Origin of the sequence: Erythrobacter colymbi (assembly GCF_002155685.1) — a bacterium.
Lineage (GTDB): Bacteria > Pseudomonadota > Alphaproteobacteria > Sphingomonadales > Sphingomonadaceae > Erythrobacter > Erythrobacter colymbi.
On sequence record NZ_MUYK01000007.1, the window covers coordinates 22,410 to 48,959 of the forward strand.

Consider the following 26,550-nt stretch of genomic DNA (forward strand, 5'->3'; position numbering starts at 1 on the left):
TCCCGCCCGCGGGGCGTGGCGGTTATCGTCCGCCGGTCAGCGGATGATGGCTGGATAGGAGAGCCGCCCCTTCTGCCCGGGGGCGATGCTCGCCAGCACCCAGCGGACGTGTGTCACGTCGGACTGGGTGGCGGGACGCGTGGTCCCGTCGGAATTGGTGATGGTGAGCGCGGCAAGCTTGCCGAAGCTCTTGCCGCCATCGACCGACACGTCGAGCGCCGGATCGGCATCGGGCGCGAGACGGACAGCTTCGGGAACCGGGTTGTTGAGCACGATGTTGGTCGCCGCCTCGGTCCCGGTGTTGGTGTAGTCGGTATAGAGCAGCAGCCGGTCACCCGGCACGATCGTTTCGGGATCGACGAGCTCGACGCTCTGCTTGCCGCTGGCGTCGGTCACGGTCTTCTCGACCTTGATGCCGCTATCGAAGGCCATGCCGCTGGGGGCGCCCTTCGCCGCGAGCGGCAGAGTTGGAACGGCCAGCGCCGCGGCGGCGGCGCAGGTCAGGAGAAGTTTGGCGAAAGGCTTCATGGTCTGGTCCCCGATGAATCTTTATGTTGTTGATGTGGCGTCAGGATTTGGCGGTCGGTCTAGTTGTCGATGGTCACCTTGAAGGTCACCGCGCGGCGCGATCCGGCCGGCGCATCGCCGATCGTGACGCTGATGCCGTCGGTATTGGAGGCGGTGCCCGCGTCGGCATCGGCCGTGTCGGTCAGCCCGCCCGCATCGAGCGCGAGCGAGCCGGGGACGTAGGTCGTCCCGGCCGGAATGATGTCGGTCACCACCAGGTTGGCGACGCTGCCGCTGCCGCTGACATTCGCCTCGATGGTGAAGGTCGCGGTCGCGCCCGGCACGGCGCTAGTGCCGCCGAAGGGATCGCGCAGGCTCACCGACTTGACGAGCTGGACGCTGGCGACCGCGCTGACGAGCGCGCCGCGTGCGGTGGCGAGCGCGCCGGTCGTCCCGACCACCGCATCGCTGCCGTCCACTCCCGCGCCCGCGAAGGTGGTGCCGGGTGCGCCGGTGCCGGTCACGGCCTGCGCGCCGAGCGCGACATTGCTGGTCTGGCCGTCAGTCGCGCCATCGGGCACGGTGACGAGGACGAACACGGTCAGGCGCGCATCGGCGGCGAGCACCGGAGTGGTGAGCGGGGTGGTGAGGATCTGGTCGACGCCGTCCTCGTAGGTGCCGTTGTTGTTGCTATCGATTGCAACTGCGCGAATCGTGACGTCGAAATCATTGCCGGCGACGGCGGCATCGGGCGTGAGGCGGAAGGCTTCCGGGCCATTGCCCTGGTTGGTGAGTTCGAAGGTGAGCACCGCATCGCCGCGGCGCGCCGAGATCGGACCGGTGTCGAGCGAGGTCACGGTCACGTCGAGCAGTTCGTCGACGCGCACGGTGACCGTGTTCGAATTGACGGTGCGCGGCGTGCCGGCCTCGTCGAATTCCGCGGTCGCGGTGTTCTTGATGAGGGTACCTGCGGTCACGCCTTCGGCAAGCGCGGGCGCGGCATAGCCGGCCAGCATGGCGGGAGCGATGATCGTGGCGAACGAAGCGTAAAAGCGAGCATGTGTTGTCATGCTCAGGGCAACTACGGAAAAATGGTTAGCAACTCGTTAGCCATGTCCCGCCCTTTTCTAACTTTGGATAGGAACCTGCTTGGTGATTATCCCGATTTGATCCCATCAAACGGCAAACAGGTTAGCCGGGTTAGCGAACGCCTTGAACTCGAGCGCATTGCCCGAAGGATCGCGCAGGAACATCGTCGCCTGTTCGCCGGGCTGGCCCCTGAAGCGGATGGTCGGGGCGATCACGAACTCGCAGCCGCCCGCGCGAAGCCGCTCGGCCAGCGCCTCCCACGCTTCCATCGTCAGTACCAGCCCGAAGTGGGGGACAGGCACGCCGTGGCCATCGACATGGTTGCTGGCACGGTCGCCCGCCTGTCCGGGCGCGAGGTGGGCGACGATCTGGTGGCCGTGGAAATCGAAATCGACCCACTCCTCGCTCGACCGGCCCTCGGCGCAGCCCATCACTTCGCCGTAGAACCGGCGCGCGGCGGCGAGGTCATCGACCGGGAAGGCGAGGTGGAAGGGGGGCAGGGTCATTTGCGCAAACTCCTTGTGACCGCCGCCCGATAACCCGTTCAGCCTCGACAGTGCCAGTCTGAATTCCTAGGGGAGCGGCATAACCCGTCTCGCAGGTGGAGCGCAGACCCATGAAACTCATCATCGGCAACAAGAACTATTCCAGCTGGTCGTTGCGCGGCTGGCTCGCGGTCAAGCAGTCGGGGCTGCATTTCGACGAGCTGACCGTGCCGATCATGGGCGAGGAGTGGGACCGGCTGAAGCACGACATGGGCGAGGTGCAGCCCTCCAGCGGCAAGGTGCCGATCCTGTGGGATGGCGACACGGTGGTGTGGGACAGCCTCGCGATCCTCGAATACTGCGCCGACAAGGTCGGGCGCGAGCGCTTCTGGCCCAAGGACGAGACCGCGCGCGGCATGGCCCGCGCGATGGTCGCCGAGATGCACTCGGGCTACCAGTCGCTGCGCCGCGAACTGCCGATGAACATCCGCCGCCGGGTGGAATTGCCCGGCCTCACCGAGACCACCCGCCACGATATCGTGCGCATCCTCACCCTGTGGGCCGAAGCCCGCGCGCGCCATGGCAGCGCGGGGCCTTACCTGTTCGGAACTTTCGGGGCGGCCGACATCTTCTACGCTCCGGTGGTGACGCGTTTCGTCACCTACGGCATCGGCGTCCCCGGTTTCGCGCAGGCCTATATGCAGGCGATCTGCGAGCACGACTGGATGCGCGAATGGATCGAGGCGGCGGAGCACGAGGAATGGGTGATCGAGCAGTACGAGGTGGTCGCATGAGGCTCTGGCTGGCGGCTGTGCTGGCGCTGTTCGCGCTGCTGCCCGCGCCCGCGAGCGCGTGGGGCGAATATGCCCACCGCCAGACCGCGCGCGTCGCCGCCGCGAATGTCTCGCCGCAGGTGCGCGCGAAAATCCGCGCGCTGCTCGCCTACGAGAAGGACCTCGGCACGCCGAAATGTCCGCTGAAGACGCTCGAGGACGCGGCGGTCTGGGCCGATTGCGTGCGCGGCGAGGGCTGGCGCTGGGGCTACACCGCCGCATGGCACTATCGCACTGCGCCGATCTGCCAGGTGTTCGACCCGCGCGCGAACTGCGCCGGGGGCAATTGCGTCACCGCCCAGATCACCCGTGCCCACCGCGTGCTCGCCGACGAGAGCCTGCCGCCGGCGGTGCGTCTGGAAGCGCTCGCTTTCATGGTCCACTTCGCGGGCGATGTGCACATGCCGCTCCATTCGGGCGACAACGAGGACCGCGGCGGCAACGCGCGCGAGGCCGATTACGGCATCATCCCGTCGCTCAACCTCCACTGGATCTGGGACGGCCCGCTGGCCGAGCGCGCGATCAGCGATCCGGCCGATCCGGTGGTGCGGCCCTACTCGGCGGCCGAGCGCGCCGAACTGGCCAGCGGCACGCCCGACGACTGGGGCCGCGAGAGCTGGGAGATCGCGCGCAGCTTCGTCTATCCGACCGCCTTCGACACCGACAATCTGTGCGACGGCAAGCTGCCCGAGAAGACCGCGCTGACGCAGGAGGACATCGTGCGCGGCGTGCCGGTGGCGCGCAAGCGGGTGGTGCAGGCCGGGCTCAGGATCGCAGGCCTGCTCGAAAGCGCCTTTGCGCCGGGGCCGCTGGTGGTGCCGGACGAGCGGCGGCGGCCCTAGCTAGCTGAAAGCCTTCGTCAGAAACCACGCCGCGACGCCAAGCATCGCGACTGCCAGCACCCGCCGCACCATCCGCGCACGGGCCTCGGCCAGCAGCGCCCCGCGCGCCCGCTCCGCCCCGAACACCAGCGCGAGGTGGATCACCGTGGCGATGGTGACGCTGGTCGCCGCGAAGACGAAGCCCTGCGGGATCGTCGGCTGACCGCCCGGCACGAACTGCGGCATCACCGCGACGAGGAACAGCGCGGCCTTGGGGTTGAGCAGGTTGAGCGCAAACCCCGCCAGCGCATGGCGCCCGCTGCGGCCCGCGCGTTCGAACTGCGCGGTGTCCGCCGAGCCTTTCCATGCGTCCCACGCCAGCCACGTCATCATCGCCGCCGCCAGCAGCGAGACCGCGCGGCCCAGCGGCCCGTCGGTCTCGAGGATCACGCTCGCCGCGAGCACGCTCAGCGCCGCATTGGCAGCGAGCCCCAGCGTGACCCCCGCCACCGCGCCGAGCCCCGCGCGGCGGCCCTCGGAGATCGTCAGTGTCGCCAGCCACGCCATGTTGGGGCCGGGGGTCAGCTCGACGATGAGGACGGCGATGGCGAAACCGACAAGGTCGATCACGGGGTGCGCCTGGCCTCGTAGCGGGTGCCGTCCTTGCGGGCGTAACCTTCGGCGTCAAACACCATGTCGATGTCCGGATATTCGCCGCTGTCGCGCTCATGGTCGCCCGCGCTGACGGCGACGAAGACGCAAGGCTCGGACGAGCGGTTGTGGAGGTGGTGCCCGTTGGCCTCGCCCGCCGGGAAGGCGAGCACGTCGCCCGGCCCCACGATTGTCTCGCCGTGATCGTCGATCAGCACCGCCTCGCCTGCGAGCATCACCACCAGCTCGTCCTCCTCGCGGTGCCAGTGGCGGTGCGAGGAGAAGGCGCCGGGCAGCAGCGTGCAGTGGCTCGCTCCCATGCGGGTCAGGCCGGCCACGGGGGCAAGGCGGCGATACCACCGCCCTTCGACCGCAGCGTCATAGGGGGGCGGGTATCCGGTCGCATTGGTCTGGGGAATCGCGGCAAGATCAAGCTTGGGCATCGGCGGCAACTCCTGCTAGGCCATCGACAATGCTCGACGTCACCGACCTTGCCAAGCGCCTGATCGCCGCGCCTTCCGTTACGCCTGCGACCGGGGCCGTGTTCGATGCGCTCGCGGCGATGCTGGAGCCGCTCGGCTTTGCGGTCCACCGCTTCACGCGGGGCGAGGGAGCGGAGGGCTCCGACGAGGCACCGGTCGAGAACCTTTTCGCCATCCGCCAGGGCCCCGAGGGCACGAAGCACTTCGCCTTTGCCGGGCACCTCGATGTCGTCCCGCCGGGTGAAGGCTGGGCCTCCGACCCGTTCGAGCCGCAGGTGCGCGGCGAGCTGCTCCACGGGCGCGGTGCGGTCGACATGAAGGGCGCGATCGCCGCGATGGTCGCCGCCGTCGCCGAAGTGCCTGCCGAAGCCGGCACCATCAGCTTCCTCATCACCGGCGACGAGGAAGGCCCCGCGCTCCACGGCACCCGCGCCTTGATCGACTACATGGCGGCCGAGGGCATCCGTCCCGACCTGTGCCTTGTCGGCGAGCCGACCTCGGTCAACCGCCTTGGCGACATGGTGAAGATCGGACGGCGCGGCTCGGTCAACATCTTCATCGATGTCGAGGGCACGCAGGGCCACGTCGCCTATCCGCACCTGGCCGACAACCCGCTGCCGAAGCTGGTCGCTATCCTCGGCGAACTGGACTCGCTGACGCTCGATACGGGCACCAAGTGGTTCCAGCCCTCGAACCTCGAGATCACCGACATCAACGTCGGCAACAAGGCGCACAACGTGATCCCCGCAGGCGGGGCGGCGCGCATCTCGATCCGCTTCAACGATCTCCACACCGGCAAGAGCCTGTCCGAGCGCGTGATGGCCATCGCCGAAAAGCACGGCGGCAAGGCGCGGCCCGTGATCTCGGGCGAGCCCTTCCTGACCGAACCGGGCGCCTTCTCGAAGCTGGTGAGCGCGGCGGTCGAGGCCGAAACCGGCATTGCGCCCGAACTCAGCACCACCGGTGGCACATCCGACGCGCGCTTCCTGCGCGCGGTCTGCCCGGTGATCGAATTCGGCCTGTGCAACGCGACGATGCACAAGCGCGACGAGGCGGTGGCCATCCCCGACCTTGCCGTGCTCGCGCGCATCTATGCCCGCATCGCAGCTGACGCACTGGCGCTGGCCGACACGGAATAACACCCGCGACACGCGGACGGGAGCATTCATGGATCGCAAGCTTACCCTCTACATCCTGATCGGCATGGTGCTGGGCGTGATCGTCGGCCAGCTGCTCAACCAGATGGTGCCCGCCGACGTGATCAAGGCCGACATCGCGCCGTGGTTCAAGCTGCTGTCGGATATCTTCCTCAACCTCATCAAGATGCTGGTCGCGCCGCTGGTGCTCTCGACCATCGTCGTCGGCATCGCGCATATGGGTGACAGCGCCGCGCTCGGCCGCATCGGGGTGCGTGCGCTGCTGTGGTTCATCACCGCGAGCCTCGTCTCGATCGGTCTGGGCCTTGTGCTCGTGAACTTCTTCCAGCCCGGCGTCGGCGCGCCGATCCCGGACGTTGCAACGGCGGCGGCCGCGGTGGGCGAGGTCAAGGAGTTGAAGGCGACCGACTTCATCCTCTCGATCTTCCCCAAGAACGCGGTCGAGGCGCTGGCGACCAACAATATCCTGCAAATTCTGGTGTTCTCGATCTTCGCGGGTGTCGCCCTGTCCGCCATCGGCGAGAAGGGCGCGGCGCTGGTCAAGGGGGCGGATGCGCTTGCGGAGATGATGCTTCAGGTCACCGGCTACGTGATGCGCTATGCGCCCGTCGCGGTGTTCGGCGCGCTCGCCAATGTCGTGGCGGCGAGCGGGCTCGCGATCCTCGGCACCTATCTGCAACTCCTGACCGAGTTCTATTTCTCGCTGGTGCTCTTGTGGGTGATCCTGCTGTCGGCGGGTGCGGTGTTCCTTGGGCGCCGCATCTTCGCGCTGATCCGCTACATCCGCCAGCCGCTGATGATTGCCTTCTCGACCGCTTCGAGCGAGGCCGCGCTGCCCAAGCTGTTCGAGCAGCTCGACCGCTTCGGCGTGCCGCGCCGCATCTCGGGCTTCATGCTGCCACTGGGCTACAGCTTCAATCTCGACGGCTCGATGATGTACATGAGCTTCGCGACGATCTTCATCGCGCAGGCCTATGGCATGGACCTCAGCGTCGGCACGCAGATCATGATCCTGCTGACGCTGATGATTTCCTCGAAGGGCATCGCCGCCGTGCCGCGCGCGAGCCTTGTGGTCATCACCGGCACGCTGGCAATGTTCGGGCTGCCGGTGGAGGGCGTGGCGATCATCCTCGCCATCGACCAGTTCCTCGACATGGGCCGCACGGCGACCAACGTGGTCGGCAACGCCGTGGCAACCGCGGTGATCACCAAGTGGGAGGGGATGCTCGAGGTCGAGGAGCCCGAGGTGGTCGACCACCCCCACGCTCCGGCGCATACGGCGGCGGATGGGCGCGCGGGGCTGGAGCTGGACGAGAGCAATTTCGGAGAGGGGCGCTAGGGGAGCAGCACGATGGCGGAGCGGCGCTGGCCGACCCGGCATCCCGGCCCTGCGGTGTTCTCGCCCTGCGAGCGCTATCGTTATCGGCTTGAGCGGATCATCGGGCCCGGCCCTTCGCTCGGCATCGTGATGATCAACCCCTCGCGCGCGACGGCAGACCTCGACGATCCGACCATCGACCGGGTGCAGGCGCTATGCCGCCGCCTCGGCTTCGGTCGCGCGATCATCGGCAATCTCTTCGCGTGGCGCACGCACGACGTACGCGAGCTGGCGCGGGTCGATGATCCCGTCGGGCCGGAAAATGACGCGCACCTCGCCGCCCTCGCCCGCGAGGCCGACACGGTTGTCGTCGCCTGGGGTGCAGCGGGAAAGATACCGGCCAGCCATGCCGCACGATGGCGCGAGGTTGCCGGTGTCCTCGAGGCCGCTGGAAAGCCGCTCCACTGCCTCACGCATCTGAAGAGCGGCTATCCGCGCCACCCGCAGATCCTGATCCACGAGACGCCGCTGCCGCTGTGGCGGCGTCCCGCCTAGTCCTTAACATACTCCACCGGCACGAACGCGCCCAGCGAGCAGCCTGCGCCGCGTTGCAGCGTGCCGCCGGTGGTTTGCAGCACGTAGATGATCTGCGGCGTGCAGAGCTGGTCGATCGAGGTCTCGTAGGCGATCGCGCGGTCCCAGCCGAGGCCGGGGCAGCGCGCCTTGAGCGTGTTGCGATAGACCTTGCCGCCCTGCATCTCGAAATCGATCACCTTGTCCGTGCGCACCACCGTGGCGCGCACCTGTGAGCGGTTGATGCAGCTTACGCCCTCGCCCAGCTCCTTGACCGCAGGCGTGCGCGCCGCATCGGCGGCGGCGATAGCTTCGGGATCGCGCGGCGAGCAGCCGGCGAGGGCAAGCAAGGGCAGGGCGGCCAAGGCAAGGGGGCGCAGGGTCATGGCGTGTCTCTCCACCTGAGAAGCACGCCATCATCGCCCCCGCGCTTGAACCGCGCCTTAATCCATGTGGCCCGTCAGGTCTCGTCGCGCTCCATCAGGATCTCGACCCCGTCCTTGGGATTGCGCAGATACAGGCGGTTGTTGCTGACGCTGAAGTTGAAGACGAGATCGGTGCCTTCGATGTGCAGCTGCTTTTCGTTGATCGCGAAGGACTGGTAGATCGTATCCCCCGTATCGCGGCCGCTGTTGCGCTCGGTGACGAATTCGCCGTCCTGGCTGATCTGGATCACGTCGCCGCGCGCGACATCGTCGACGCCCTTGTGGCGCAGCACCTTCCAGTCACCGAACACCTCGGAGATCCGGCCGGGAAGCTGCGACTTGGGCAGCGCGGCGAGGCGCCCGGCCTTCGCTTCGAGGCCGGTGACCAGCTGGAGCTCGCCGTCCATGCCCTCGAGGCCCGAGGTCCTGATCCGCCCGGCAAGGCCTGCGAGCAGCTCCGCCGCGCCCTTGGCGTCCCGCGTGTCGCGATAGGCGGCAAGCGCCGCGCGGGTGGTCTCGAACTGATCGACCAGCAGCTCGGCCTTGGCGAGGTTGGCGGGGACGCCTTCCTCCGACAGGGCGACGCGGTCGGCGTGGCTTGCGCGCTTCTGGGTGATGGCATCGGTGTAGCTCACCGCGATCTCGGCGAGCGGCGCGCCCTTGGCATCGCCATCGAGCGTGGCGAAGATCCCGCCGCCGCTGCTCGAGAGGAACGCGCTTCCCACGGTCACCGTCACCGTGCCGTTGCCGGCGTCGGCGATCAGCTCGCCCGGCACGCCGTAAATCGCACCCACCTTCACGCCCGGAGCCGGGTCGATCGAGATGACGAGGTCCTGCGCGACCTCGCTCACCATGTTGCCGAACTCCTTCGTGAACAGCTCGCCCGCGGCGCCTTCGCGCGGCACGAAGAACAGGTTGCCGCCGCGCACGCTCGACACCCGCGTCGCGAGCGCCCCGTCGAAGTGCGCGCCGACGCCGATGGTGGTGAGGCCGACGCCCTTGCGCGATCCGTCGATCGCCTGCGCCATGAAACCTTCGGCCGTGGTGTTGCCGGTGTTGGGGTTCTCGTCGGTGAACAGCATCATGCGGGTCTTGCCGCGGCTGTTGGGCAGTTCGGCAAAGGCCGTCGCGAAGCCCAGCTTCATGCCCGCCTCCATCGAGGTCGACCCGTCGATTGCGATGGCATCGACCGCGCGGTGAAGCGCTTCCTTGTTGCCCGCGACATCGATCACCGGCTGGTGAACGAGCGAGGTGGTGCCGTAGATCACGATGCCGAGCCGGTCCTTCTCGCCCAGCTTGTCGATCACCGCGTGAAGCCCTTCCTTGACCCGCGCGATCGGTTCGCCGGTCATCGAGCCGGAGCGGTCGACCACCGCGATCAGGCTGATCGGCTCGGCGGCATAGGTCTCCGCGTCGATCCCGCTGTCGAAGCCGATGCCGACGAAATACTGCCCCGGCGTGCGGGCCGAGGCCTTGGCGTGGGTGGCGACGCAGAACAGCTGCGCACACTCGCCCTTGGGCGGCAGCATCAGGTCATGTTCGCCCATCAGCCCTTCGACCGTGAAGCTGGCGGGCGAGGGCAGGCCGGGTTCGGCAGCCTGATCGTCGAGCGCGATCGAGCGGAAGTGCTTCACATCCTGCGCGCCGCCCTGCCGGATGCGGGCGCCGGTGACGATGATCATCTGACTGGCAGCATCATCCTCGTCTTCGGGCGGTGGGGAGGTGTCCTGCGCGAAGGCCGGCGGTGCCAGCAGCGACAGACAGGCGCCCATCATCAGAGCGCGGCGGGACGACTTGGAAAAGCGCATGGCTCATCTCCCCTGTTATGTCGGAAGAGACTAACCCGATTCGGGCACCGCGCCTAATGGTATGGTTTTGCAACGGGATTTGCCGGCTCACCCGCGCGGATTTTCCAGCACTTTCTTGCGGAACGAACACAGGTCCACGACTTTGCAGCGCCAGCATTCGGGCGTCCGCGCCTTGCACAGGTAGCGGCCGTGGAGGATCATCCAGTGGTGCGAATCCCGGCGGAAGGGCTGGGGCACGCGCTTCTCCAGCTTCGCCTCGACCTGTTCGGGGGTCTTGCCCTTGGCCATGCCGGTGCGGTTGGAGACGCGGAAGATGTGCGTATCGACCGCGAAGGTCTCCTGCCCGAACCAGCAATTGAGCACGACATTGGCGGTCTTGCGGCCAACCCCGGGGAGCTTCACCAACTTGTCGCGGCTGTCCGGCACGTCTCCGCCGTAGTCATCGACGAGGATCTGCGAAAGCGCGATGACGTTCTTGGCCTTGGAATTGAACAGGCCGATGGTCTTGATGTGCTCCTTCAGCCCCTCCTCGCCGAGCGCCAGCATCTGCTGCGGTGTCTCGACCTTGGCGAACAGCGCGCGCGTGGCCTTGTTCACCCCCACATCGGTCGCCTGCGCCGATAGCGCCACGGCGACGAGCAGCTGGTAGGCATTGCCATATTCCAGCTCGGTCTGGGGCGAGGGGTTGTCTTCGGCGAGGCGCCGGAAGAATTCGAAGATCTGGTCGCGTTTCATGTCTCAGCCGAACAACCTGCGCCACAGGCTGTTCCCGGCCGCCGTCCCGCGCGGGGCCGGCTTGCGGACCCAGTTGGTGCGCTTCTGCCAATTGATCCCCGGCACATCGAGCCGCGTTTCGGGATCGCCGTTCCAGTTGGGGGCGAAGCCTCCCGCCTTGAGCGCCGCGACGATCGCCTCGCCGATGGCGCGCTTCGCCTCGGCCCCTTCGGCAACCGCATCGAAGCCGATGTAAAGCGCATCGCCTGCCACCACCCGCTCCAGATCCTGCCCGTGGTAGAAGGCAAAGCCGCGCCATTTGCCCGGCGGATCGCGGCCGATCAGGTCCCAGGCATCGCCATGCGCATCGCTGGTGGTCATCCCGGCGTTGTGGAGCGCAAGGATGCCGCCCGCTTCCAGCGCATCGAAGGCGCGGGCGAGGCGGTCCCAGTCGGTCACGGCGGGCCAGCCCGCTTCCGCCGCACGCTTGGCATCCATCACCGCCAGCGCATGATCGCGCACCGCGGTGGCATGGGGCGCCCCGTTCGGATCGAAGGCCATATCGGCGATGAAAGTCTCGAGATCGTCCTCGTTGAAGAACCCGCCCGCGATCAGCACTTCCACCGTTTTGCGGTAGTAGGCCAGATCGTCGACATCGTCTTCCATGCTTCTATTCCGCTGCTGCCGGAGGATGCGACCGCTTCCATTCCATCGCCATCGTCGCGCGCTTTTCGACCGAGGGGTGGGTGTAGAATAGCATCTCCTCGAGCGGCGAGGGGCGGGGGTAGCGGTACTCGGCGGTCTTCACCAGCGCCGAGGCGAGGGCATCGGGCTCGTTCACGGTCTGGAGCGAATAGAGGTCCGCCTCGGTCTCGCCCATGCGGGTGATGGTGTTGGTGAGCGGGAGCGCCAGCAGGCCAAGGACCGATCCCACCACGGCGAACACCGGCAGGCCGCGCGGCTCGTCAAGCTGCGCGTCGCTTCCCAGCGCCCGCGCGGTCGGGGCGAACATGCGGTCGAGCAGGAAGAAGAACAGCATCGCCAGCAGCGGGAAGATCACGACATAGCGCCACACATGGCCGAGCTTGTAGTGCCCCGCCTCGTGTCCGGTCACCGCGCGCACTTCGGCGAGGCTCGCCTGCTTCAGCGCCACGTCCGAGATCGCGATCCGCGCCGAGGGGCCGAGGCCGGAGACATTGGCGGTGAAGCGGTCCGACTGGCGCGATCCGTCGTACATGAAGATCCGGTCGTGCGGGATGTCGACATCATCGGCGATCTGCTCGAGCGCGGTGCGCACCTCGCCCGGCGGCACGGGCTTGTAATCGTTGAACAGCGGTTCGATCAGCGGCGGCCCGGCGAGCAGGCCGAGCAGCGTCACGATCCCCGCCAGACCCCCGCTCCACAGCCACCAGCGCCGGCCGGTCTTGCGGATCAGGGCATAGACCCCGGCAAGGAACAGAGCGCCGAGCACGGTGCTGATCGTCTCGCTGATCGCCATCTGGCCGAGGTAATCGCCAAGCGGCTGGCTGGAGAGGCCATAGCTGCGCTCGCGGTACCAGTCCGCATAGAGCTCCCACGGCAGCGCGAGCACGGTCGAGATCAGCAGGAACCCCGCCGCCACGACGAGTGTGGGAAAGAACCGGCGCGGCTCGCGGAAGCGCGCGGCGATCCGGTCGAGCAGATGCAAGCGCACCATGACGAAGGCGACCAGCAGGGATACCGCCAGGCCGCCGAGCAGCATCCAGTGGTTGCCGGTGGTATAGGCCTGCGCCCTGGCGAGCGCGTCGGGCCCGAGCGTATCGACCAGCCGCGCGGCTTCCTGCGCGGGCGTCAGCGTGGTTTGCATGATCGGTGACCCCTAGTGTATTGCCTGAGTAATACACCGCGCCCGTGCGGCGTCAAGCCTCACAGCCCGAGCACGTCCTGCATGGTGTAGCGGCCAGCGGGCTGGCCGGTGAGCCACGCGGCCGCCTTCACCGCGCCACGGGCAAAGATCATACGGTTCTCGGCCGAGTGCGACAGGGTAAGCCGCTCCTCGCTGCCCGCAAAGATCACCGAATGCTCGCCCGCCACCGTGCCGCCCCGCAGCGTGGCAAAGCCGATCGCGCCCTCGGCCCGCGCGCCGGTCATCCCGTGGCGGCCGCTCTCCATGTTGTCGCCGAGTACGATCCCGCGCCCCTTCGCCGCCGCCTCGCCGAGCAGCTTGGCGGTGCCCGAGGGCGCATCGACCTTCATGCGGTGGTGCATCTCGAGCACCTCGATATCCCACTCCGGCCCGAGCCGCGCGGCGGCTTCGTGGACGAGATGCGCGAGCAGCGTGACGCCCAATGAGAAGTTGCCCGATTGCAGCACCGGCACGGCCTTCGCAGCCTCGGCGAGCATGACGAAATGCGGCTCTTCCAGACCCGTGGTGCCGACGACGATGGGCTTGCCGGCGACCTTCGCCGCGCCGAGGTTGGCGGCCAGCGCATCGGGGGCGGAGAAATCGACCAGCACGTCGCACTGCGCCGCATGCGGCCCGATGCTCCCGCCCGCATCCACCCCGACGCACAGCACGTGCCCCGCATCCGCAATCGCCGCCTCCAGCGCCTGCCCCATGCGGCCCTTGTGCCCGATCACCCCGAATTGCAGCATCGTCTTATCCCTGATTCGTCATGCTGAACTTGTTTCAGCATCCATCCCGCGTCTAGGCTCAGTCCGCGCTCGTGGAGCGATGGACTCTGGAAGCGAAGCTGACCAAAGGTCAACCAGGTTCAGGGTGACGACAAGGGAAAGACATGGGCCAACCCAGCAGCATCGTCATCCTCACCGGCGCAGGGATCTCCGCCGAGAGCGGGATCGACACCTTCCGCAGCGCCGGGGGCCTGTGGGAGCAGCACCGGGTCGAGGATGTCGCCACGCCCGAGGGCTTTGCGCGCAACCCGAACCTCGTCCTCAATTTCTACGACATGCGCCGCGCCGCGCTCGCCAATGTCGCGCCCAATCCGGCGCACGAGGCGCTCGCCCGGCTGGAGCGGGAATTTCGCGGCGATCTGCTGCTCGTCACCCAGAACGTCGACGATCTCCACGAACGCGGGGGCTCGGCAAGGGTGCTGCACATGCATGGCGAGCTGAAGAGCGCGCTGTGCACCTCGTGCGAAATGCGCTCCCCCTGGCTCGGCACGATGATCGAGCGCCCGGCCTGCCCCGTATGCCGTGCGCCGACCTTGCGCCCCGATGTCGTGTGGTTCGGCGAGATGCCCTACGAGATGGGCCGGATCTATCAGGCGCTCGAAGCGTGCGACCTGTTCGTCAGCATCGGCACCAGCGGCGCGGTCTATCCCGCCGCGGGCTTCGTGCAGGAAGCGCGGGCGAACGGCGCGCGGACGCTCGAACTCAACCTCGAACGCTCGGAGGGCTCGCGCTTCTTTCACGAAACCCGCCTCGGCGCGGCGAGCGTGCTGGTGCCGGAGTGGGTGGAGGAGGTGCTGGCGGGATGAGGGGGCACCGCGCCGCGCTCGGTCTTGTGCTGGCTGCCTCGGGCAGCCCCGCGCTCGCCGAGGTCAGCGACAAGATCCCGACGCTCACCGGATTGTGGGGCTGGGCGGCGGGCTTCACCCTCGCCGCCCTGCTGCTCGCCCTGTGGCGTCCTGCGGCGGGGTTGCTGATGCTTCCGCTCGCGGTGCTGTGGGCATGGGGCGGGCATGACATGGTGAGCGACGCCCACCTCGGCCCGGCGATCCTTGCAGAGCAGGGCGAGGCTTATGTCCGCGCCGTGTACGGGAGCGCTGCGGTCGGCGTGGTCGGACCGCTGCTGGCGGTCGCTCTTGCTGTATTGCTTCGGCGGCGTTTGGCCAGCGCTGCCTAGCGTGACGCGACCCGCTTAATTGCGCGGCGGCATCGGCGTCGGCGGGTTCGCGCCGCGCTCTCTGCTCCAGCTGAGGTCCGGATCGGTCGGGGCGGGGGCATCGCCGCCGTGATCCGAAACCGTCGGGTCGATATTGCCCGGCGTGCCTTCGACCGGAGCCGCGACATCCTCGTGGCGCTGGCGTTCGGCCACTGCGGCATCCTCGTGATGGGCCTGCGCATTCCTTGCGCGCAGCCACGAGACCACGCCCACCACCAGCCCCGCGCCGAGCGTGAACAGCGCGAGGAACATGACCGCATCGAACTGGAAATTCATCGCTGCCTCCTTGCTTGAAAGGAGGGCGACCGCGTACGGATGCGCGATGTTCCGGTGTCAGGGCGCTTTCCTGTCGCGCCGTGGCGAGCGCGGGGCGGGGCGAGCCCTGCCCCGCCTGCGCGTCTCAGCGCGAGGCCGGCTTGATGTGTCCGTGCATGGTCAGCCACGCGGCAAAGGCCTCGAACCAGCCGGTGCTGGTCGTGTCCTTGTCGTACATGCCGAAGCCGTGGCCGCCCTGTTCGTAGTAATGGAACTCGACCGGGCGTCCGGCGGCGCGCCAGGCACGGATCAGGCCGAAATCGGTCTCGGGAAACAGGGGATCGTCCGCAGCCAGCGCGACGAACAGCGGCGGGGCGTCCGCAGGCACCTCGACCGCGCCGAGCGGCCCGTAGATGTCGCCAATGAAGGCGGGCCTCGCGTCCACGCCCGCAAGCGCCGTCCCTATCGTCAGCATCACGCCCGCCGAAAAGCCGACCATCCCGATCTTGGCCGGATCGACATTCCACTTGTCGCTGTTCGCCCGCACCAGCGCGAAGGCGGCGCGCGCGTCGGCGATCATCGGCGCAATATTGCCCAGCCGCGACTGGTAGCTTCGCGGATCGGTCTGCGCCTCGCCCGGCTGCGGCGGCGGGGGAGGTGCCGGCGGCGGCGCGCTGGCGAAGGCCTCGAGGCTCGCCGGGGTCTGGTTGAGCCGGTACTTGAGCACGAAGGCCGCCACCCCGCGCCTGGCCAGCGCCTCGGCCACCTGCCAGCCTTCGTTCTCCATCGAAAGCGTGCGGAAGCCCCCGCCCGGCGCGACGATTACCGCGCTGCCGGTGGCGATGGCCGGATCGGGCAGGAACGGGGTGAGCGTCGCCTCGCGCACGTTGCGGGCAAAGACGCTGCCATACTGGCTGTGCCAGCTTTCCGGCACCTCGGCGCCCGGCAGCTGGCCGGTGTCGAGCGGGATCGCAGCGGGTTGGTCCGGCGTGGCGATGGCGCGCATCCGGTCGTCCTGCGCGCGCGCGGCGGTGCCGGTGAAAAGGGCGAGCGCAGCGCAAAGCAGCGCCAAGCGATTCATGGCCATGAGCAATCTCCCACCCGCCGCGTTGTAGCCAACGCGGGGAGTCGGAACCTTTTACTCATACAAATCGTCAGATCAATCCGAAGCTGCGCAGGCCTTGCACGCCGGATCGGGCGCGATGCGGATCGTGCGCATGCCCGGCTCCAGCCCGTCGAGGATGTGGAGGCGGCTCCAGCCCGGTGCGCCAAGCGTGCTCACTCCGGCGAGCAGCACCTTGACCGCCTGCATCGCGGCAAAGCTGCCGACCCAGCCCGCCATCGCGCCGAGCATGCCATCGTCCGCGCAGGTGTCGCAGTCCTCGGCATCGAAGGCATCGCCGACGAAGCAGCGGTAGCAGGCCTCCTGCGGCAGATGCCCGGCCCATGCCCCGACCTGCCCCTGAAACCGGCCCACGGCGGCCGAGAGCAGCGGGATGCCGGCCGCGACGCAGGCGTCCGACACGGCGAGGCGGGTGGCGAAATTGTCGGTCCCGTCGAGCACCAGATCGGCGCCCGCGATCAGGCTTGCGGCGTTCTCCGGCGTGATCCGCGCGTCCGAGACGTCGACCTGCAAGGCATCGTCGAAATTCGCGAGCCAGCGGCGGGCCGAGACCGCCTTGCCGTAGCCCACATCGCGGGTGGTGAAGATCGTCTGGCGCTGGAGGTTGCTCACATCCACGATATCGTCGTCGACCAGCGCGAGCCGCCCGATCCCGCTCGCGGCGAGATACTGGAGCGCAGGCGAGCCGATTCCGCCCAGCCCGATGATCGCGACGCGCGATTCGGCAAGGCGCACCTGCCCCGCGCCGCCCACTTCCGGGAGCACGATGTGGCGGGCGAAGCGGTCGAGCCTCGCGGAAGAGAGTGTCACGGCTGGTCCTCCGGGGCCGCGCGGCGTTCCTGCCTGAAGGCGCCGATGCCGTGCCACCACAGGAAGGCGATCACCGCGCCCTTGGTCGGCTGGAGCATGGCGAGCAGCATCACGATCGACACCGGCAGCAGGATCGCGAGCGTCACCCAGGCCGAAAGGCCGCCCGCGATCATCGCGATCACCACAGGCGCCAGCAGGTGGCCGACCACGAAGATGCCGATATAGGCGGGAAAATCATCGGCTTGCTGCAAGGACCAGTCCTGCTTGCAGTGCCCGCAGCGGTCGACCGGCTTCAGCCACTTGCGGAACAGCGGCGCCTCTCCACAGCGCGGGCAGCGGCACTTCGCGCCCCGGACCAGCGCGGGAATCCACCCATCGGGCAGGGTGATAAGCTCGGGGGAAAGGCGCAGATGAGGCATGGACAGGCTGTTTACAGCCTGTGGACGCGCTGTCGACAGGCCTGTGGGAAGGGCTGTCGAAATCGCGGGGAGAAGGTGTGGGGGAAGCCGGGCCCACCCCCGGCCCCTCCCGCAAGCGGGAGGGGTGATTGCGTCGCACTACCAGTCCCCCTCCCGCTTGCGGGAGGGGTTAGGGGTGGGAACGCGCTCTCAGCTCTCCAGCTGCCGCAGCAGGCTCCGCACATCGCCGTCCATGTCGGCGTCGCGCTGGCGCAGGTCCTCGATCAGGCGCACCGCGTGGATCACGGTCGAATGGTCGCGCCCGCCGAACTTGCGCCCGATCTCGGGGTAGGAGCGCGGGGTGAGCACCTTGGAGAGATACATCGCCACCTGCCGCGGACGCACCACCGCGCGGGCGCGGCGCTTGCTGCTCATTTCCGCGCGGTCGATGCGGTAGAACTGGCAGACGGTGCGCTGGATCTCGTCGATGGTGATGCGGCGGCGATTCGCGCTGAGGATGTCGGTAAGCTGTTCTTCCGCCAGCTGGAGCGAGACGTCCTGCCCGGTCAGCTGCGCATAGGCGATCAGCTTGTTGAGGCCCCCCACCAGCTCGCGCACGTTGCGGGTGATGGTGCGGGCGAGGAAATCGACCACGTCCTCGGGCACCGAGAGCGGGGCGAATCGGGCAAGCTTCGAAACGAGGATCTTCTTGCGAAGCTCGATATCGGCAGGCTGGATATCGGCGACGAGGCCCATCGACAGGCGGCTGAGGAGGCGCGGTTCCACCCCGTCGAGCGCCTGCGGGGCGCGGTCGGCGGCAAAGACCAGCCGCTTGCCCTCGGCCAGCAGCGCGTCGATAGTGTAGAGCAGCTCTTCCTGCGCGCTCGCCTTGCCGATGATGAACTGGATGTCGTCCACCAGCAGCAGGTCAAAGCTGCGCAGGCGCGCCTTGAACTCGATCGTCTGGCTGGACTTCAGCGCCTGCACGAATTCGACCATGAAGCGCTCGGCCGAGCAGTAGAAGATCCGCGCGCGCGGATGGGCGTGAAGATACCCGTGGCCGATCGCGTGGAGGAGGTGAGTCTTGCCCTGCCCGGTCGCCGCCTTGAGATAGAGCGGCGAGAACTGCGGCTGCTCCAGCGCGGCCATGCGCTGTGCGGCGTTGCAGGCGAGAATGTTCGCCTCGCCCGTCACGAAGGCGGCGAAGGTCAGCGAGGGGTCGAGCCCCACCGACGAAGTGAAGGTCGCATCGCCCAGCGCGCCGGCAGCCATCGCGATCGCGCTCGCACCGTCATTGGCAGCGCGGCGGCCATCATCGAGGCGCAGGTCGGGCAGCTGGCGGCGGCCCGGGTGGACCATGATGTTGACCTTGCGCACTTCGCTGCGCGCAATGCTCCAGGCAAGCTGGAGGCGATCGTGGAACCGGTCACGCACCCAGTTGGCCGAGAATTCGGTCGGCAGATAGAGATCGAGCGTCCCGGTATCGCGGCTCAGCGCGCCCAGCTGGATCGGCTTGATCCACTGGCTGTGCAGCTGGTGCCCCAGATCCTTGCGCAGCCCCTGACTGATATCGGACCAGTCGGCAGCGAGATTTACAGCTTCGGCATCTTCCATCAAATGTTCGTCGGCCTGGCGGCCTGTTGTCCGCGCCTTGTCAGTCCTGTGCACAAGCTCATCCCCAATTCACGCACGGCCTGCCGAACCCACAGGCCCGCAGACGCATTTTCATCCCATTGCGACAGGCAACGCCTTTCCTCACCCCGGAACCGTGATTCCGGAGTCCCCCCCCTGTCGGCCAGTTTGTTAAAGCACCCGGACTGTCCCGCGCCGGGTGGAGCTCATGTAAAGAACGCTCGGAGCCTTTGCGCAAGCGCGGACTTTTAAAAAAAGTGAAATAATCCTGTTGACTCGCCTCTACCCCGCAGACTTGCGTTGAGGTGTCTGATTTTCCGGCAGAAACCCGGATTTCACCATGCGAATCGCGAGGAATCCTTGCGTTTCCGTTGCAGAAGTTTGTCGCGTTTTCTGCAAACGAAACGGGCCGCGCTTATCCAGCGCGGCCCGTTTGGCGAAATCCTGCCCGATGCCCCCGTGCAACCCCCTATCGGGCGTTCACGGGATCGTGGCGAATCGAATCAGAGCGTGGCGACTCGCTTGGTCAGGCGCGACATCTTGCGCGCGACCGTGTTCTTGTGGAGCACGCCGCGGGCGACGCCGCGGGCCATTTCCGGCTGGGCCGCCTTGAGCGCCGCAGCGGCCGCTTCCTTGTCACCGGCTTCGCAAGCCGCTTCGACCTTCTTAATGAAGCTGCGGATGCGGCTGATGCGCGCGCCGTTGATGGCGGCACGGTTGGCGTTGCGGATGATGCGCTTCTTGGCTTGCGGCGTATTGGCCATAATTCGTGTCTGTCTCGCGTTTGCTTCAGGCCGCTTGTGGCGACCGGGAAATTGGTGGCGGTTGCTCGAAAAGAGGCGAGCGGGCGCAGGGCCCAACCGCCGGAAAGCAGCGCGCATAGTCAGAACTGCCCCGAAGGTCAACGATTCTCGCCTACCTCTGGCAGACAGGACAGAACCATGTACTGCGCCCACCTTGGGCGATACGCTGGATCACGCCGCCGTCATCCCGCCGGCACGCCTCCCCCTCGCGCCCGTAGACGTCGAAGCTGCTTGCGAAATAGCCCAGCTCGCCGTCGGGCCGGGCATAGTCGCGCAAAGTGGAGCCCCCGTCGCGGATCGAGGCTTCGAGCACGGCGACGATCGCGGGCACCAGCCGCGCAAGCTGCGGCCCCGTGACCTTGCCCGCAGGCTTCGTCGGCCGGATCCCCGCGCGCCACAGCGCCTCGCACACATAGATATTGCCTAAGCCAGCGACGATCCGCTGATCGAGCAGGCACAGCTTGATCGACTGGGTTTTGCCCTTCAATGCCGCCTTCAGATGCGCCGCCGTCAGCCCCGGCCCCAAAGGCTCCGGGCCGAGAGCTGCGAATTGCGGCCAGGCCTCGAGCGCGTCCGTCCCCACCAGATCGACCGAGCCGAAGCGCCGGGGATCGCACAGGGCGAAGCGGTGACTTTCAGTTTCCATCAGCAGGTGATCGTGGGTGTCGGGCGTTTCGGGATCGATCCGCCACCGCCCGCTCATGCCGAGATGGAAGATCATCGTCGCCCCGCGGTCGAGGTGCAGGAGGCCGTATTTCGCCCGGCGCGAGAGCGCGGTGACCGTGGCGCCGGTCATCACCTGCACCAGATCGGCGGGGAAGGGACGGCGCAGGTCCGCCCGGTTCAGCGTGACGCGCGTGATCCGCTCGCCTTCGAGGAAGGCGGCAAGCCCGCGGACGGTGGTTTCGACTTCGGGTAACTCAGGCATTTTCGTTTGTGTTCGCTTTCGCTCACGGGCCGCGCCACCCGCTCCCCCGCCCTTCCACCCGGATATCATATCCTCAAGGGTGAAAGCGCGGGGGAGCGGGCGGCGCGGCAAACGCAACAAGGGGTGCCTCTATCACCCTTTGCCTATCCGGCAATTCCCTCTAGGGAACGCCGCATGAGCGAAACCACCGACGAAACCGTCTCCTTCGGCTACCAGCAGGTCACCCCGCAGGAAAAGACCCGCAAAGTGGGCGAGGTCTTCTCCAGCGTCGCGCGCAAGTACGACATCATGAACGACGCGATGTCGGGCGGGATGCACCGCCTGTGGAAGGACCGCTTCGTCAAGCGCGTGAAGCCGCAGCCGGGCGAGCAGATCCTCGACATGGCGGGCGGCACGGGCGACATTGCCTTCCGCATGGCGGCCCGCGGCGCGCATATCACCGTCGCCGACATCAACCAGGACATGCTCGACGTGGGCGCCGAGCGCGCGCTGGAGCGGGGGTTTGATGAAGAGGACGGCGCGCTCGTCTTCACCTGCCAGAACGCCGAACAGGTGAGCTTCTCGAACAACACCTTCGATGCCTACACCATCGCCTTCGGCATCCGGAACGTCACCCACATCGACAAGGCGCTGGCCGAGGCGCTGCGGGTGTTGCGGCCGGGCGGGAGGTTCTTCTGCCTCGAATTCTCGACCGTCGAGTGGTCGGGGCTGAAGGAGGCCTACGACCTCTATTCCGAACACCTCCTGCCGCGCATGGGGCAGGCGATCGCGGGCGACGCGGATTCCTATCGCTACCTCGCCGAATCGATCCGCAAGTTCCCGCCGATGCCCGCCTTCGAGCAGATGATCCGCAAGGCCGGCTTCGTGAACACCAAGGTCGAACCGATCATGGGCGGGCTGGTGGCGATCCATTCGGGGTGGAAGATCTAGGCCAGTGACCTCTTCCGTCGTCCACCTTTCCCGCCTTGCGCGCTGGGGCGTCACGCTTGCCCGGCGGCGCGCGCTGGTGGGGATCGAGAACGATCCCAACGCGCCTGCCGCAGTGCGCCAGTTCGTGCGCCTCGCGCGGCTCGCGACGCTGACGGGCAAGCGCGGCAAGCCCGATTACGCGGGCGCCTTCCGCGCGATCGGCCCCGCCGCGATCAAGCTGGGGCAGAGCCTCGCCACCCGCCCCGATCTGGTGGGCGAGGAAGCGGCGAACAATCTGCTGAGCCTTCAGGACTCGCTGCCGCCCGTGCCCTTCGCGCAGATCAGGGCGGCGATCGAATCGAGCTTCGGCCAGCCGCTCGAGAACCTGTTCAGCGAAATCGACCCCGAGCCGGTTGGCGCGGCCTCGATTGCGCAGGTCCACAAGGCGGTGACCACCGATGGCCGCAAGGTCGCGGTCAAGGTGCTGCGTCCGGGCATCCGCGAAAAGTTCGCGCAGGACATCCAGACCTATGAATGGGCCGCGGCCCATGTCGAGCAGATGGGCGGCGAGGCAAGCCGCCTGCGCCCGCGGCTGACCATCGCCAACTTCAAGCGCTGGACCAATTCCGAGCTCGACCTGAGGCGCGAGGCGGCTTCGGCCAGCGAGCTTGCCGAGCAGATGGCGGGTGTGCCGGGCTACCGCATTCCCAATGTCGACTGGGACCGCACCAACGGGCGGGTGATGACCATCGAGTGGATCGACGGCATCAAGATCAGCCGCGTCGACGAACTGCGCGCGCGCGGGCATGATCTCGCGGCGATCTCCGAAAAGCTCGTGATCAGCTTCCTGACCCAGGCGATCAGCGCGGGCTTCTTCCACGCCGACATGCATCAGGGCAACTTGTTCGTGGAGGACGACGGCACCATCGTCGCGATCGATTTCGGGATCATGGGCCGCATCGACCGCCGTGCGCGGCAGTGGCTGGCGGAGATCCTCTACGGGCTGACGACTGGCAACTACCAGCGCGTCGCCGAGATCCATTTCGAAGCCCAATACGTGCCGAGCTACCACTCGGTCGGCGAATTCGCGACCGCGCTGCGCGCCGTGGGCGAGCCGATGCGGGGCAAGCCGGTGAAGGAGCTCAGCGTCGGGCAGATGCTCGACGGGCTCTTCGCCATCACCCGCGATTTCGACATGCAGACCCAGCCGCACCTGCTGCTGCTGCAGAAGACGATGGTGATGGTCGAGGGGATCGCCACCCAGCTCAATCCCGACATCAACATGTGGGACACCGCCGCGCCCTATGTTCGCGAATGGATCCGTGACGAGCTGGGGCCGGAAGCGGCACTCGCCGACCGGCTGAAGCAGGACGCCGAGACGCTGCTGCGCCTGCCGGGCCTGATCCGCCGGGTCGAGGAGATGTTCCCGCCCAAGGGCGGCGCACCCGAGCCGCCGCCGCTGCCCGAGATCGTGCTGCTCACCGACAAGCGGGAGGGGCGCGGGTGGCTCGGCTATGCCCTGACCGCGCTGGCGGGTGCGGGTGCGGTGTGGGGCGCGATGGCGCTCGGCTGGATCGGATGAGACTGGCGGACGGCGGCCTCGCGCTGCCGCATCGGCCCTTTGCCCTGCTCCCCCGATGGGCCGCCGGTGCGGTGCTGGCCCTGCTCGCCGCCGCGATGGCGTGGAGCGCATGGGTGGCCGCCCCGGCACCGCCTCTCCCGACCAGACCTCCGGCGACTGCCGCCGCATCGGCGCCTCCCGCTGCCAAGCCCGCCAAGCGTCCGCCCCCGGGCGACCTCGCGCTCTATTCCCGCATCCACACGCGCATGGCGGCAGGCGAGGGCTATTACCCCGCCGCGCTCGCCGAGCAGCGGGCGAGCGGCTATCCCACGCGGCCCTTCGTCACCGTGCGCCTGCCGACGCTTGCCGGGGCGCAGGCGGTGCTCGAGCCGCAGGGCGTGCGCTGGCTGACCCTCGCGCTGGTGGGGGCGGCGATCCTCGCCTTGAACTGGCGTGCGGTGGCGCTTGCCAGCCTCGAGGAGCGGATCATCGCCAGCGCCTTGCTGGCCGCCGGGGGCGGGGCGACGCTGTCTCCGCTTGCCGCCTATGATCACGATTATGTCGCGGGCGTGCTGCTGACCCTCGCGCTGCTGGCGTATCGGCCCCATCGCTGGTGGCCCGCGCTGCTCGCCGCCGCCGCCGCGCTGGCGGTGCGCGAGCTTGCCGCGCCCTTCGTGCTGCTGTGGCTGGCCTTTGCGCTCGCCGGCAAGCGCTGGCGCGAGGCGCTCGCCATCGCCGCATTGCTGGCGTTGTTCGCAGCCGGCCTTGCGCTCCACGCGCAGGCGGTTGCGGCGGAGCGGCTGGCGGGCGATCTCGCCTCGCAGGGCTGGAACGCGCGCGCGGGGTTTGCCGTCGCCCTCACCGGCCTTGCCGAGCTGACCGGCCTCCGGCACCTGCCTCCGGGCCTCGCCGCGCCCGTCGCGATCCTGCCGCTGCTCGGCTGGGTCTCGCTGGGGGGGCGGACGGGGCTGTTCGCCGCCTTGTGGTTCGCCGGCCTCGCCACGATGATGGCGCTGTTCGCGCGGCCCGGAAACTACTACTGGGCCGAGCTGGCCCTGCCGGCCTACGCCATCGGTCTCGCCTTCGCCCCGCGCGGGCTGGCCGAGCTGGCGATGCGGCTCGCAGGCCGGATGGCAAGGCAAACTTAACCAAGCTTTGCGAAGGGAGATGCTTGGACTATGTCCGACTCCCCCAAGGCGAAGGCGCGAGAGGCGAAACCGAGATGAGCAAACAGGAGGCGGCCACGGGCACACACCCACGCATCCTGCTGGTCGTGGGCGGCGGCATCGCGGCCTACAAGGCCTGCGAACTGGTGCGCCTGATCCGCAAGGGCGGGGGCGAGGTCACCTGCGTGCTCACCCGCGGCGGGCAGCAATTCGTCACCCCCATGTCGCTCGCGGCGCTCAGCGAGAACCAGGTCTACACCAATCTCTTCGACCTCAAGAACGAGGCGGAGATGGGCCATATCCAATTGTCGCGCGAGGCGGACCTTGTGGTCGTCTGCCCGGCGACGGCGGACCTCCTCGCCAAGATGGCGGCTGGGATTGCCGATGACCTTGCCACCACGCTGATCCTCGCCACCGACAAGCCGGTGATGGCTGTGCCCGCGATGAACGTGCGGATGTGGGAGCACGAGGCGACGCAGCGCAATATTGGCCTGTTGAAGGCCGCGGGCGTCACAGTGCTCCACCCCGACAAGGGTGCGATGGCCTGCGGCGAATTCGGCTATGGCCGCCTGCCCGAGCCCGAGGTGATCTGGCGCGAGATCGCCGCGCAATTCGGCATCGAAGTGCCCGAAGCGCAGCCGCTTGCCCCCGCCGCCCCCGCGATCGCAGTCGAGGCGATCGAGGCCGAGGACGAGGAAGACGCCAGCGCCGCAATTCCCGAGGGGCTGCTCTCCGGCATGCTGTCGCGGATCATCCCGCGCTCGACCGCCAAGCGCACCCACGAAGAGATCGAGGCCGAATACGAGGAGCTGCCCGAACCCGAAGGCGGGTTCGAGGACTTCGCCATGCCCGAAGAGCCCGAGCCCGAATTCAAGCCCGATTTCGGCGGGCCGCTGCTCGCCAAGAAGGGCAAGGCCGGGGCCGCGCCGCCGATGGATACCGGCGCGCTCAACCATCTGATCGACCCGCGCAAGGCTGCGCCCGCCCCGCAGGCCCCCGAAATCCCCGAGGAGATCGAGGTCGAATATGGCGAAGTGCCCGAGGGGGGAGATTTCGGCCTCGCGCCCTCGCACCGTCCGCTCCACGGCCGCCACGTGCTCGTCACCGCCGGGCCGACGTGGGAAGCGATTGACCCGGTGCGCTACATCGCCAACCGCTCGAGCGGGAAGCAGGGCTTCGCCATCGCCGCCGCCGCCGCCGCAATGGGCGCGCGGGTGACGCTGGTGGCCGGGCCGGTCGCATTGAAGACCCCTGCGGGCGTCAGCCGCATCGACGTCGAAAGCGCGATGCAGATGGCCGAGGCGGTCAAGCGCTCGCTCCCGGCGGACGTTGCCGTGATGGTCGCCGCGGTCGCCGACTGGCGGCCCAAGGAATACCGCGGCGAGAAGATCAAGAAGCGCGGCGATGCACCGCCCGCGCTGATGCTGACCGAGAACCCCGACATCCTCACCAACGTCGCCGCCGCCCCGCGCCGGCCCGAACTGGTGATCGGCTTTGCCGCCGAGACCGAGAACATGCTCGAATTCGCCAAGCAGAAAAGGAAGCGCAAGGGCGCGGACTGGATCGTCGCCAATGACGTCAGCGGCGACGTCATGGGCGGGGACCGCAACCGCGTGACCATCGTTACGGGCGAGGGGATCGAAGTGCTCGACGACATGCCCAAGGCGGCGGTCGCGATGGCGCTGGTCGAACGCATCGCGGCGAGCCTGACGGCGGAAGCGGCGGAATGACGGTCCCGGTGCAAGTGAAGCGCCTGCCGCACGGGGCAGGCCTGCCGCTCCCGGCCTATGCCACGGATGGCGCGGCGGGAATGGACGTGGTGAGCGCCGAGGACGTGACCATCGCCCCGGGCGCGCGCCACGCGGTCGCCACGGGGGTCGCGATGGCGATCCCGGTGGGCTACGAGATCCAGGTGCGCCCGCGCTCGGGGCTGGCGCTGAAGCACGGCATCTCCGTGCCCAACACCCCCGGCACGATCGACAGCGACTATCGCGGCGAGCTCAAGGTGATCCTGATCAACTTGGGCAGCGAGCCCTTCGCCATCGCCCGCGGCGACCGCGTGGCGCAGCTGGTGCTGGCGCCGGTGGTGCAGGCCGCATGGGACGAGGTCGCGGAACTCGACGCGACCGAGCGGGGCGAGGGCGGCTTCGGCTCGACCGGGGGTCACGCGAAGCTCTGACGGGCGGATTGCGGGCCGCGGTCCAACGGGTTAGCCT

The 26,550-nt window shown here is 68.1% G+C and carries 30 protein-coding genes; 12 read left to right on the forward strand and 18 right to left on the reverse strand.

What is annotated here, in order from left to right; translation table 11 throughout:
• Positions 1-36 precede the first annotated feature (36 nt).
• The 3 genes from BZF57_RS13960 to BZF57_RS13970 form a co-directional block, all read right to left on the reverse strand.
• The gene (locus tag BZF57_RS13960; RefSeq protein WP_240505996.1) at positions 37-528 is read right to left on the reverse strand and encodes a hypothetical protein; all 492 of its coding nucleotides are present in this window, start codon (positions 526-528) and stop codon (positions 37-39) included.
• 59 nt (positions 529-587) lie between these two features.
• Positions 588-1,577 (reverse strand): DUF11 domain-containing protein, encoded by a 990-nt coding sequence (locus BZF57_RS13965; RefSeq protein WP_086739020.1) that lies wholly within the window; start codon positions 1,575-1,577, stop codon positions 588-590.
• Between the two features lie 105 nt (positions 1,578-1,682).
• Complete coding sequence (locus BZF57_RS13970) at positions 1,683-2,102, reverse strand: VOC family protein (protein WP_086739022.1); 420 nt, start codon at positions 2,100-2,102, stop codon at positions 1,683-1,685.
• A 110-nt stretch (positions 2,103-2,212) separates the two neighbouring features.
• On the opposite strand from BZF57_RS13970, the gene BZF57_RS13975 reads away from it, so the two are divergent.
• Positions 2,213-2,875 carry a glutathione S-transferase family protein gene (locus BZF57_RS13975; protein ID WP_086739024.1) on the forward strand — a complete coding sequence of 221 codons (663 nt, stop codon included), beginning with the start codon at positions 2,213-2,215 and terminating at the stop codon, positions 2,873-2,875.
• Positions 2,872-3,756, forward strand: coding sequence for a S1/P1 nuclease (locus BZF57_RS13980; protein ID WP_086739026.1), 885 nt, complete (start codon positions 2,872-2,874; stop codon positions 3,754-3,756). Before BZF57_RS13975 ends, BZF57_RS13980 begins: the two co-directional genes overlap by 4 nt.
• On the opposite strand, the gene BZF57_RS13985 is transcribed toward BZF57_RS13980, so the two are convergent.
• Together BZF57_RS13985 and BZF57_RS13990 are read right to left on the reverse strand one after the other, a co-directional pair.
• Entirely contained in the window at positions 3,757-4,365 is a 609-nt protein-coding gene (locus tag BZF57_RS13985; protein ID WP_240505997.1) for a LysE family translocator, read from the reverse strand.
• A complete protein-coding gene (locus BZF57_RS13990) occupies positions 4,362-4,829 on the reverse strand; it encodes a cupin domain-containing protein (protein ID WP_086739028.1) in 468 nt (155 codons plus the stop codon). Before BZF57_RS13990 ends, BZF57_RS13985 begins: the two co-directional genes overlap by 4 nt.
• 29 nt (positions 4,830-4,858) lie before the next feature.
• Here BZF57_RS13990 and dapE point away from each other — a divergent pair, with 29 nt between their 5' ends.
• Genes dapE through BZF57_RS14005 form a run of 3 tightly spaced genes read left to right on the forward strand, consistent with a single transcriptional unit; the run spans position 4,859 to position 7,898 of the window.
• Positions 4,859-6,007, forward strand: coding sequence for a succinyl-diaminopimelate desuccinylase (dapE, locus tag BZF57_RS13995; RefSeq protein ID WP_086739030.1), 1,149 nt, complete (start codon positions 4,859-4,861; stop codon positions 6,005-6,007).
• A 28-nt stretch (positions 6,008-6,035) separates the two neighbouring features.
• Entirely contained in the window at positions 6,036-7,364 is a 1,329-nt protein-coding gene (locus tag BZF57_RS14000; protein WP_086739032.1) for a dicarboxylate/amino acid:cation symporter, read from the forward strand.
• 12 nt (positions 7,365-7,376) lie between these two features.
• Positions 7,377-7,898, forward strand: coding sequence for a DUF1643 domain-containing protein (locus BZF57_RS14005; protein ID WP_086739034.1), 522 nt, complete (start codon positions 7,377-7,379; stop codon positions 7,896-7,898).
• On the opposite strand, the gene BZF57_RS14010 is transcribed toward BZF57_RS14005, so the two are convergent.
• From BZF57_RS14010 to dapB, 6 genes are all read right to left on the reverse strand, one after another.
• The gene (locus BZF57_RS14010) at positions 7,895-8,302 is read right to left on the reverse strand and encodes a hypothetical protein (RefSeq protein WP_086739036.1); all 408 of its coding nucleotides are present in this window, start codon (positions 8,300-8,302) and stop codon (positions 7,895-7,897) included. The genes BZF57_RS14005 and BZF57_RS14010 overlap by 4 nt on opposite strands.
• Before the next feature lie 74 nt (positions 8,303-8,376).
• Positions 8,377-10,149 (reverse strand): vWA domain-containing protein, encoded by a 1,773-nt coding sequence (locus BZF57_RS14015; protein WP_086739038.1) that lies wholly within the window; start codon positions 10,147-10,149, stop codon positions 8,377-8,379.
• 87 nt (positions 10,150-10,236) lie between these two features.
• Entirely contained in the window at positions 10,237-10,884 is a 648-nt protein-coding gene (gene nth, locus BZF57_RS14020; protein WP_086739040.1) for an endonuclease III, read from the reverse strand.
• 3 nt (positions 10,885-10,887) lie between these two features.
• On the reverse strand, positions 10,888-11,529 hold the full coding sequence (locus BZF57_RS14025; RefSeq protein WP_086739042.1) for a DUF6891 domain-containing protein: 642 nt from the start codon (positions 11,527-11,529) through the stop codon (positions 10,888-10,890).
• Positions 11,530-11,533: 4 nt separating this feature from the next.
• Positions 11,534-12,709, reverse strand: a complete 1,176-nt coding sequence (locus BZF57_RS14030) for a M48 family metalloprotease (protein WP_169712974.1) — start codon at positions 12,707-12,709, stop codon at positions 11,534-11,536.
• 59 nt (positions 12,710-12,768) lie between these two features.
• Complete coding sequence (gene dapB / locus BZF57_RS14035) at positions 12,769-13,497, reverse strand: 4-hydroxy-tetrahydrodipicolinate reductase (protein ID WP_086739044.1); 729 nt, start codon at positions 13,495-13,497, stop codon at positions 12,769-12,771.
• A 143-nt stretch (positions 13,498-13,640) separates the two neighbouring features.
• Here dapB and BZF57_RS14040 point away from each other — a divergent pair, with 143 nt between their 5' ends.
• Positions 13,641-14,342 (forward strand): NAD-dependent deacylase, encoded by a 702-nt coding sequence (locus tag BZF57_RS14040; protein WP_086739046.1) that lies wholly within the window; start codon positions 13,641-13,643, stop codon positions 14,340-14,342.
• Positions 14,339-14,710, forward strand: a complete 372-nt coding sequence (locus tag BZF57_RS14045; RefSeq protein WP_086739048.1) for a hypothetical protein — start codon at positions 14,339-14,341, stop codon at positions 14,708-14,710. Before BZF57_RS14040 ends, BZF57_RS14045 begins: the two co-directional genes overlap by 4 nt.
• Positions 14,711-14,725: 15 nt before the next feature.
• Here the strand turns inward: BZF57_RS14045 and BZF57_RS14050 are convergent, their stop codons facing one another.
• The 7 genes from BZF57_RS14050 to mutM all read right to left on the reverse strand — a co-directional run bounded on the left by BZF57_RS14050 (position 14,726) and on the right by mutM (position 20,698).
• On the reverse strand, positions 14,726-15,025 hold the full coding sequence (locus tag BZF57_RS14050; RefSeq protein ID WP_086739050.1) for a hypothetical protein: 300 nt from the start codon (positions 15,023-15,025) through the stop codon (positions 14,726-14,728).
• A gap of 124 nt (positions 15,026-15,149) precedes the next feature.
• Positions 15,150-16,091, reverse strand: coding sequence for an alpha/beta hydrolase (locus tag BZF57_RS14055; RefSeq protein WP_086739052.1), 942 nt, complete (start codon positions 16,089-16,091; stop codon positions 15,150-15,152).
• Between the two features lie 72 nt (positions 16,092-16,163).
• Positions 16,164-16,937: a HesA/MoeB/ThiF family protein gene (locus tag BZF57_RS14060; protein ID WP_086739054.1), complete on the reverse strand. Its 774-nt coding sequence runs from the start codon at positions 16,935-16,937 to the stop codon at positions 16,164-16,166.
• The gene (locus BZF57_RS14065) at positions 16,934-17,356 is read right to left on the reverse strand and encodes a DUF983 domain-containing protein (protein WP_086739056.1); all 423 of its coding nucleotides are present in this window, start codon (positions 17,354-17,356) and stop codon (positions 16,934-16,936) included. Before BZF57_RS14065 ends, BZF57_RS14060 begins: the two co-directional genes overlap by 4 nt.
• A gap of 189 nt (positions 17,357-17,545) precedes the next feature.
• Positions 17,546-18,949 (reverse strand): chromosomal replication initiator protein DnaA, encoded by a 1,404-nt coding sequence (dnaA, locus tag BZF57_RS14070; protein ID WP_086739058.1) that lies wholly within the window; start codon positions 18,947-18,949, stop codon positions 17,546-17,548.
• A gap of 521 nt (positions 18,950-19,470) precedes the next feature.
• Positions 19,471-19,731, reverse strand: a complete 261-nt coding sequence (gene rpsT / locus BZF57_RS14075; RefSeq protein ID WP_086739060.1) for a 30S ribosomal protein S20 — start codon at positions 19,729-19,731, stop codon at positions 19,471-19,473.
• Between the two features lie 151 nt (positions 19,732-19,882).
• The gene (mutM, locus tag BZF57_RS14080; protein WP_086739062.1) at positions 19,883-20,698 is read right to left on the reverse strand and encodes a bifunctional DNA-formamidopyrimidine glycosylase/DNA-(apurinic or apyrimidinic site) lyase; all 816 of its coding nucleotides are present in this window, start codon (positions 20,696-20,698) and stop codon (positions 19,883-19,885) included.
• A gap of 174 nt (positions 20,699-20,872) precedes the next feature.
• Between mutM and BZF57_RS14085 the strand changes: the two genes are divergently transcribed.
• From BZF57_RS14085 to dut, 5 genes are all read left to right on the forward strand, one after another.
• Positions 20,873-21,628: a class I SAM-dependent methyltransferase gene (locus tag BZF57_RS14085; protein WP_086739064.1), complete on the forward strand. Its 756-nt coding sequence runs from the start codon at positions 20,873-20,875 to the stop codon at positions 21,626-21,628.
• 4 nt (positions 21,629-21,632) lie between these two features.
• Positions 21,633-23,189 carry a 2-polyprenylphenol 6-hydroxylase gene (gene ubiB / locus BZF57_RS14090; protein ID WP_086739066.1) on the forward strand — a complete coding sequence of 519 codons (1,557 nt, stop codon included), beginning with the start codon at positions 21,633-21,635 and terminating at the stop codon, positions 23,187-23,189.
• Positions 23,186-24,316, forward strand: coding sequence for a hypothetical protein (locus tag BZF57_RS14095; RefSeq protein WP_086739069.1), 1,131 nt, complete (start codon positions 23,186-23,188; stop codon positions 24,314-24,316). The genes ubiB and BZF57_RS14095 overlap by 4 nt, the downstream gene beginning before the upstream one ends.
• A gap of 74 nt (positions 24,317-24,390) precedes the next feature.
• On the forward strand, positions 24,391-26,064 hold the full coding sequence (locus BZF57_RS14100) for a bifunctional phosphopantothenoylcysteine decarboxylase/phosphopantothenate synthase (protein WP_086739071.1): 1,674 nt from the start codon (positions 24,391-24,393) through the stop codon (positions 26,062-26,064).
• Positions 26,061-26,513, forward strand: coding sequence for a dUTP diphosphatase (dut, locus tag BZF57_RS14105; RefSeq protein ID WP_086739074.1), 453 nt, complete (start codon positions 26,061-26,063; stop codon positions 26,511-26,513). Before BZF57_RS14100 ends, dut begins: the two co-directional genes overlap by 4 nt.
• Positions 26,514-26,550: the final 37 nt, after the last annotated feature.

Bases quoted from the DNA above. Each gene is read 5' to 3' on its own strand.
- BZF57_RS13960 (WP_240505996.1), bottom strand. From the start codon at position 528: ATGAAGCCTTTCGCCAAACTTCTCCTGACCTGCGCCGCCGCCGCGGCG.
- BZF57_RS13965 (WP_086739020.1), bottom strand. From the start codon at position 1,577: ATGACAACACATGCTCGCTTTTACGCTTCGTTCGCCACGATCATCGCT.
- BZF57_RS13970 (WP_086739022.1), bottom strand. From the start codon at position 2,102: ATGACCCTGCCCCCCTTCCACCTCGCCTTCCCGGTCGATGACCTCGCC.
- BZF57_RS13975 (WP_086739024.1), top strand. From the start codon at position 2,213: ATGAAACTCATCATCGGCAACAAGAACTATTCCAGCTGGTCGTTGCGC.
- BZF57_RS13980 (WP_086739026.1), top strand. From the start codon at position 2,872: ATGAGGCTCTGGCTGGCGGCTGTGCTGGCGCTGTTCGCGCTGCTGCCC.
- BZF57_RS13990 (WP_086739028.1), bottom strand. From the start codon at position 4,829: ATGCCCAAGCTTGATCTTGCCGCGATTCCCCAGACCAATGCGACCGGA.
- dapE (WP_086739030.1), top strand. From the start codon at position 4,859: ATGCTCGACGTCACCGACCTTGCCAAGCGCCTGATCGCCGCGCCTTCC.
- BZF57_RS14000 (WP_086739032.1), top strand. From the start codon at position 6,036: ATGGATCGCAAGCTTACCCTCTACATCCTGATCGGCATGGTGCTGGGC.
- BZF57_RS14005 (WP_086739034.1), top strand. From the start codon at position 7,377: ATGGCGGAGCGGCGCTGGCCGACCCGGCATCCCGGCCCTGCGGTGTTC.
- BZF57_RS14010 (WP_086739036.1), bottom strand. From the start codon at position 8,302: ATGACCCTGCGCCCCCTTGCCTTGGCCGCCCTGCCCTTGCTTGCCCTC.
- BZF57_RS14015 (WP_086739038.1), bottom strand. From the start codon at position 10,149: ATGCGCTTTTCCAAGTCGTCCCGCCGCGCTCTGATGATGGGCGCCTGT.
- nth (WP_086739040.1), bottom strand. From the start codon at position 10,884: ATGAAACGCGACCAGATCTTCGAATTCTTCCGGCGCCTCGCCGAAGAC.
- BZF57_RS14025 (WP_086739042.1), bottom strand. From the start codon at position 11,529: ATGGAAGACGATGTCGACGATCTGGCCTACTACCGCAAAACGGTGGAA.
- BZF57_RS14030 (WP_169712974.1), bottom strand. From the start codon at position 12,709: ATGCAAACCACGCTGACGCCCGCGCAGGAAGCCGCGCGGCTGGTCGAT.
- dapB (WP_086739044.1), bottom strand. From the start codon at position 13,497: ATGCTGCAATTCGGGGTGATCGGGCACAAGGGCCGCATGGGGCAGGCG.
- BZF57_RS14040 (WP_086739046.1), top strand. From the start codon at position 13,641: ATGGGCCAACCCAGCAGCATCGTCATCCTCACCGGCGCAGGGATCTCC.
- BZF57_RS14045 (WP_086739048.1), top strand. From the start codon at position 14,339: ATGAGGGGGCACCGCGCCGCGCTCGGTCTTGTGCTGGCTGCCTCGGGC.
- BZF57_RS14050 (WP_086739050.1), bottom strand. From the start codon at position 15,025: ATGAATTTCCAGTTCGATGCGGTCATGTTCCTCGCGCTGTTCACGCTC.
- BZF57_RS14055 (WP_086739052.1), bottom strand. From the start codon at position 16,091: ATGGCCATGAATCGCTTGGCGCTGCTTTGCGCTGCGCTCGCCCTTTTC.
- BZF57_RS14065 (WP_086739056.1), bottom strand. From the start codon at position 17,356: ATGCCTCATCTGCGCCTTTCCCCCGAGCTTATCACCCTGCCCGATGGG.
- dnaA (WP_086739058.1), bottom strand. From the start codon at position 18,949: ATGGAAGATGCCGAAGCTGTAAATCTCGCTGCCGACTGGTCCGATATC.
- rpsT (WP_086739060.1), bottom strand. From the start codon at position 19,731: ATGGCCAATACGCCGCAAGCCAAGAAGCGCATCATCCGCAACGCCAAC.
- mutM (WP_086739062.1), bottom strand. From the start codon at position 20,698: ATGCCTGAGTTACCCGAAGTCGAAACCACCGTCCGCGGGCTTGCCGCC.
- BZF57_RS14085 (WP_086739064.1), top strand. From the start codon at position 20,873: ATGAGCGAAACCACCGACGAAACCGTCTCCTTCGGCTACCAGCAGGTC.
- BZF57_RS14095 (WP_086739069.1), top strand. From the start codon at position 23,186: ATGAGACTGGCGGACGGCGGCCTCGCGCTGCCGCATCGGCCCTTTGCC.
- BZF57_RS14100 (WP_086739071.1), top strand. From the start codon at position 24,391: ATGAGCAAACAGGAGGCGGCCACGGGCACACACCCACGCATCCTGCTG.
- dut (WP_086739074.1), top strand. From the start codon at position 26,061: ATGACGGTCCCGGTGCAAGTGAAGCGCCTGCCGCACGGGGCAGGCCTG.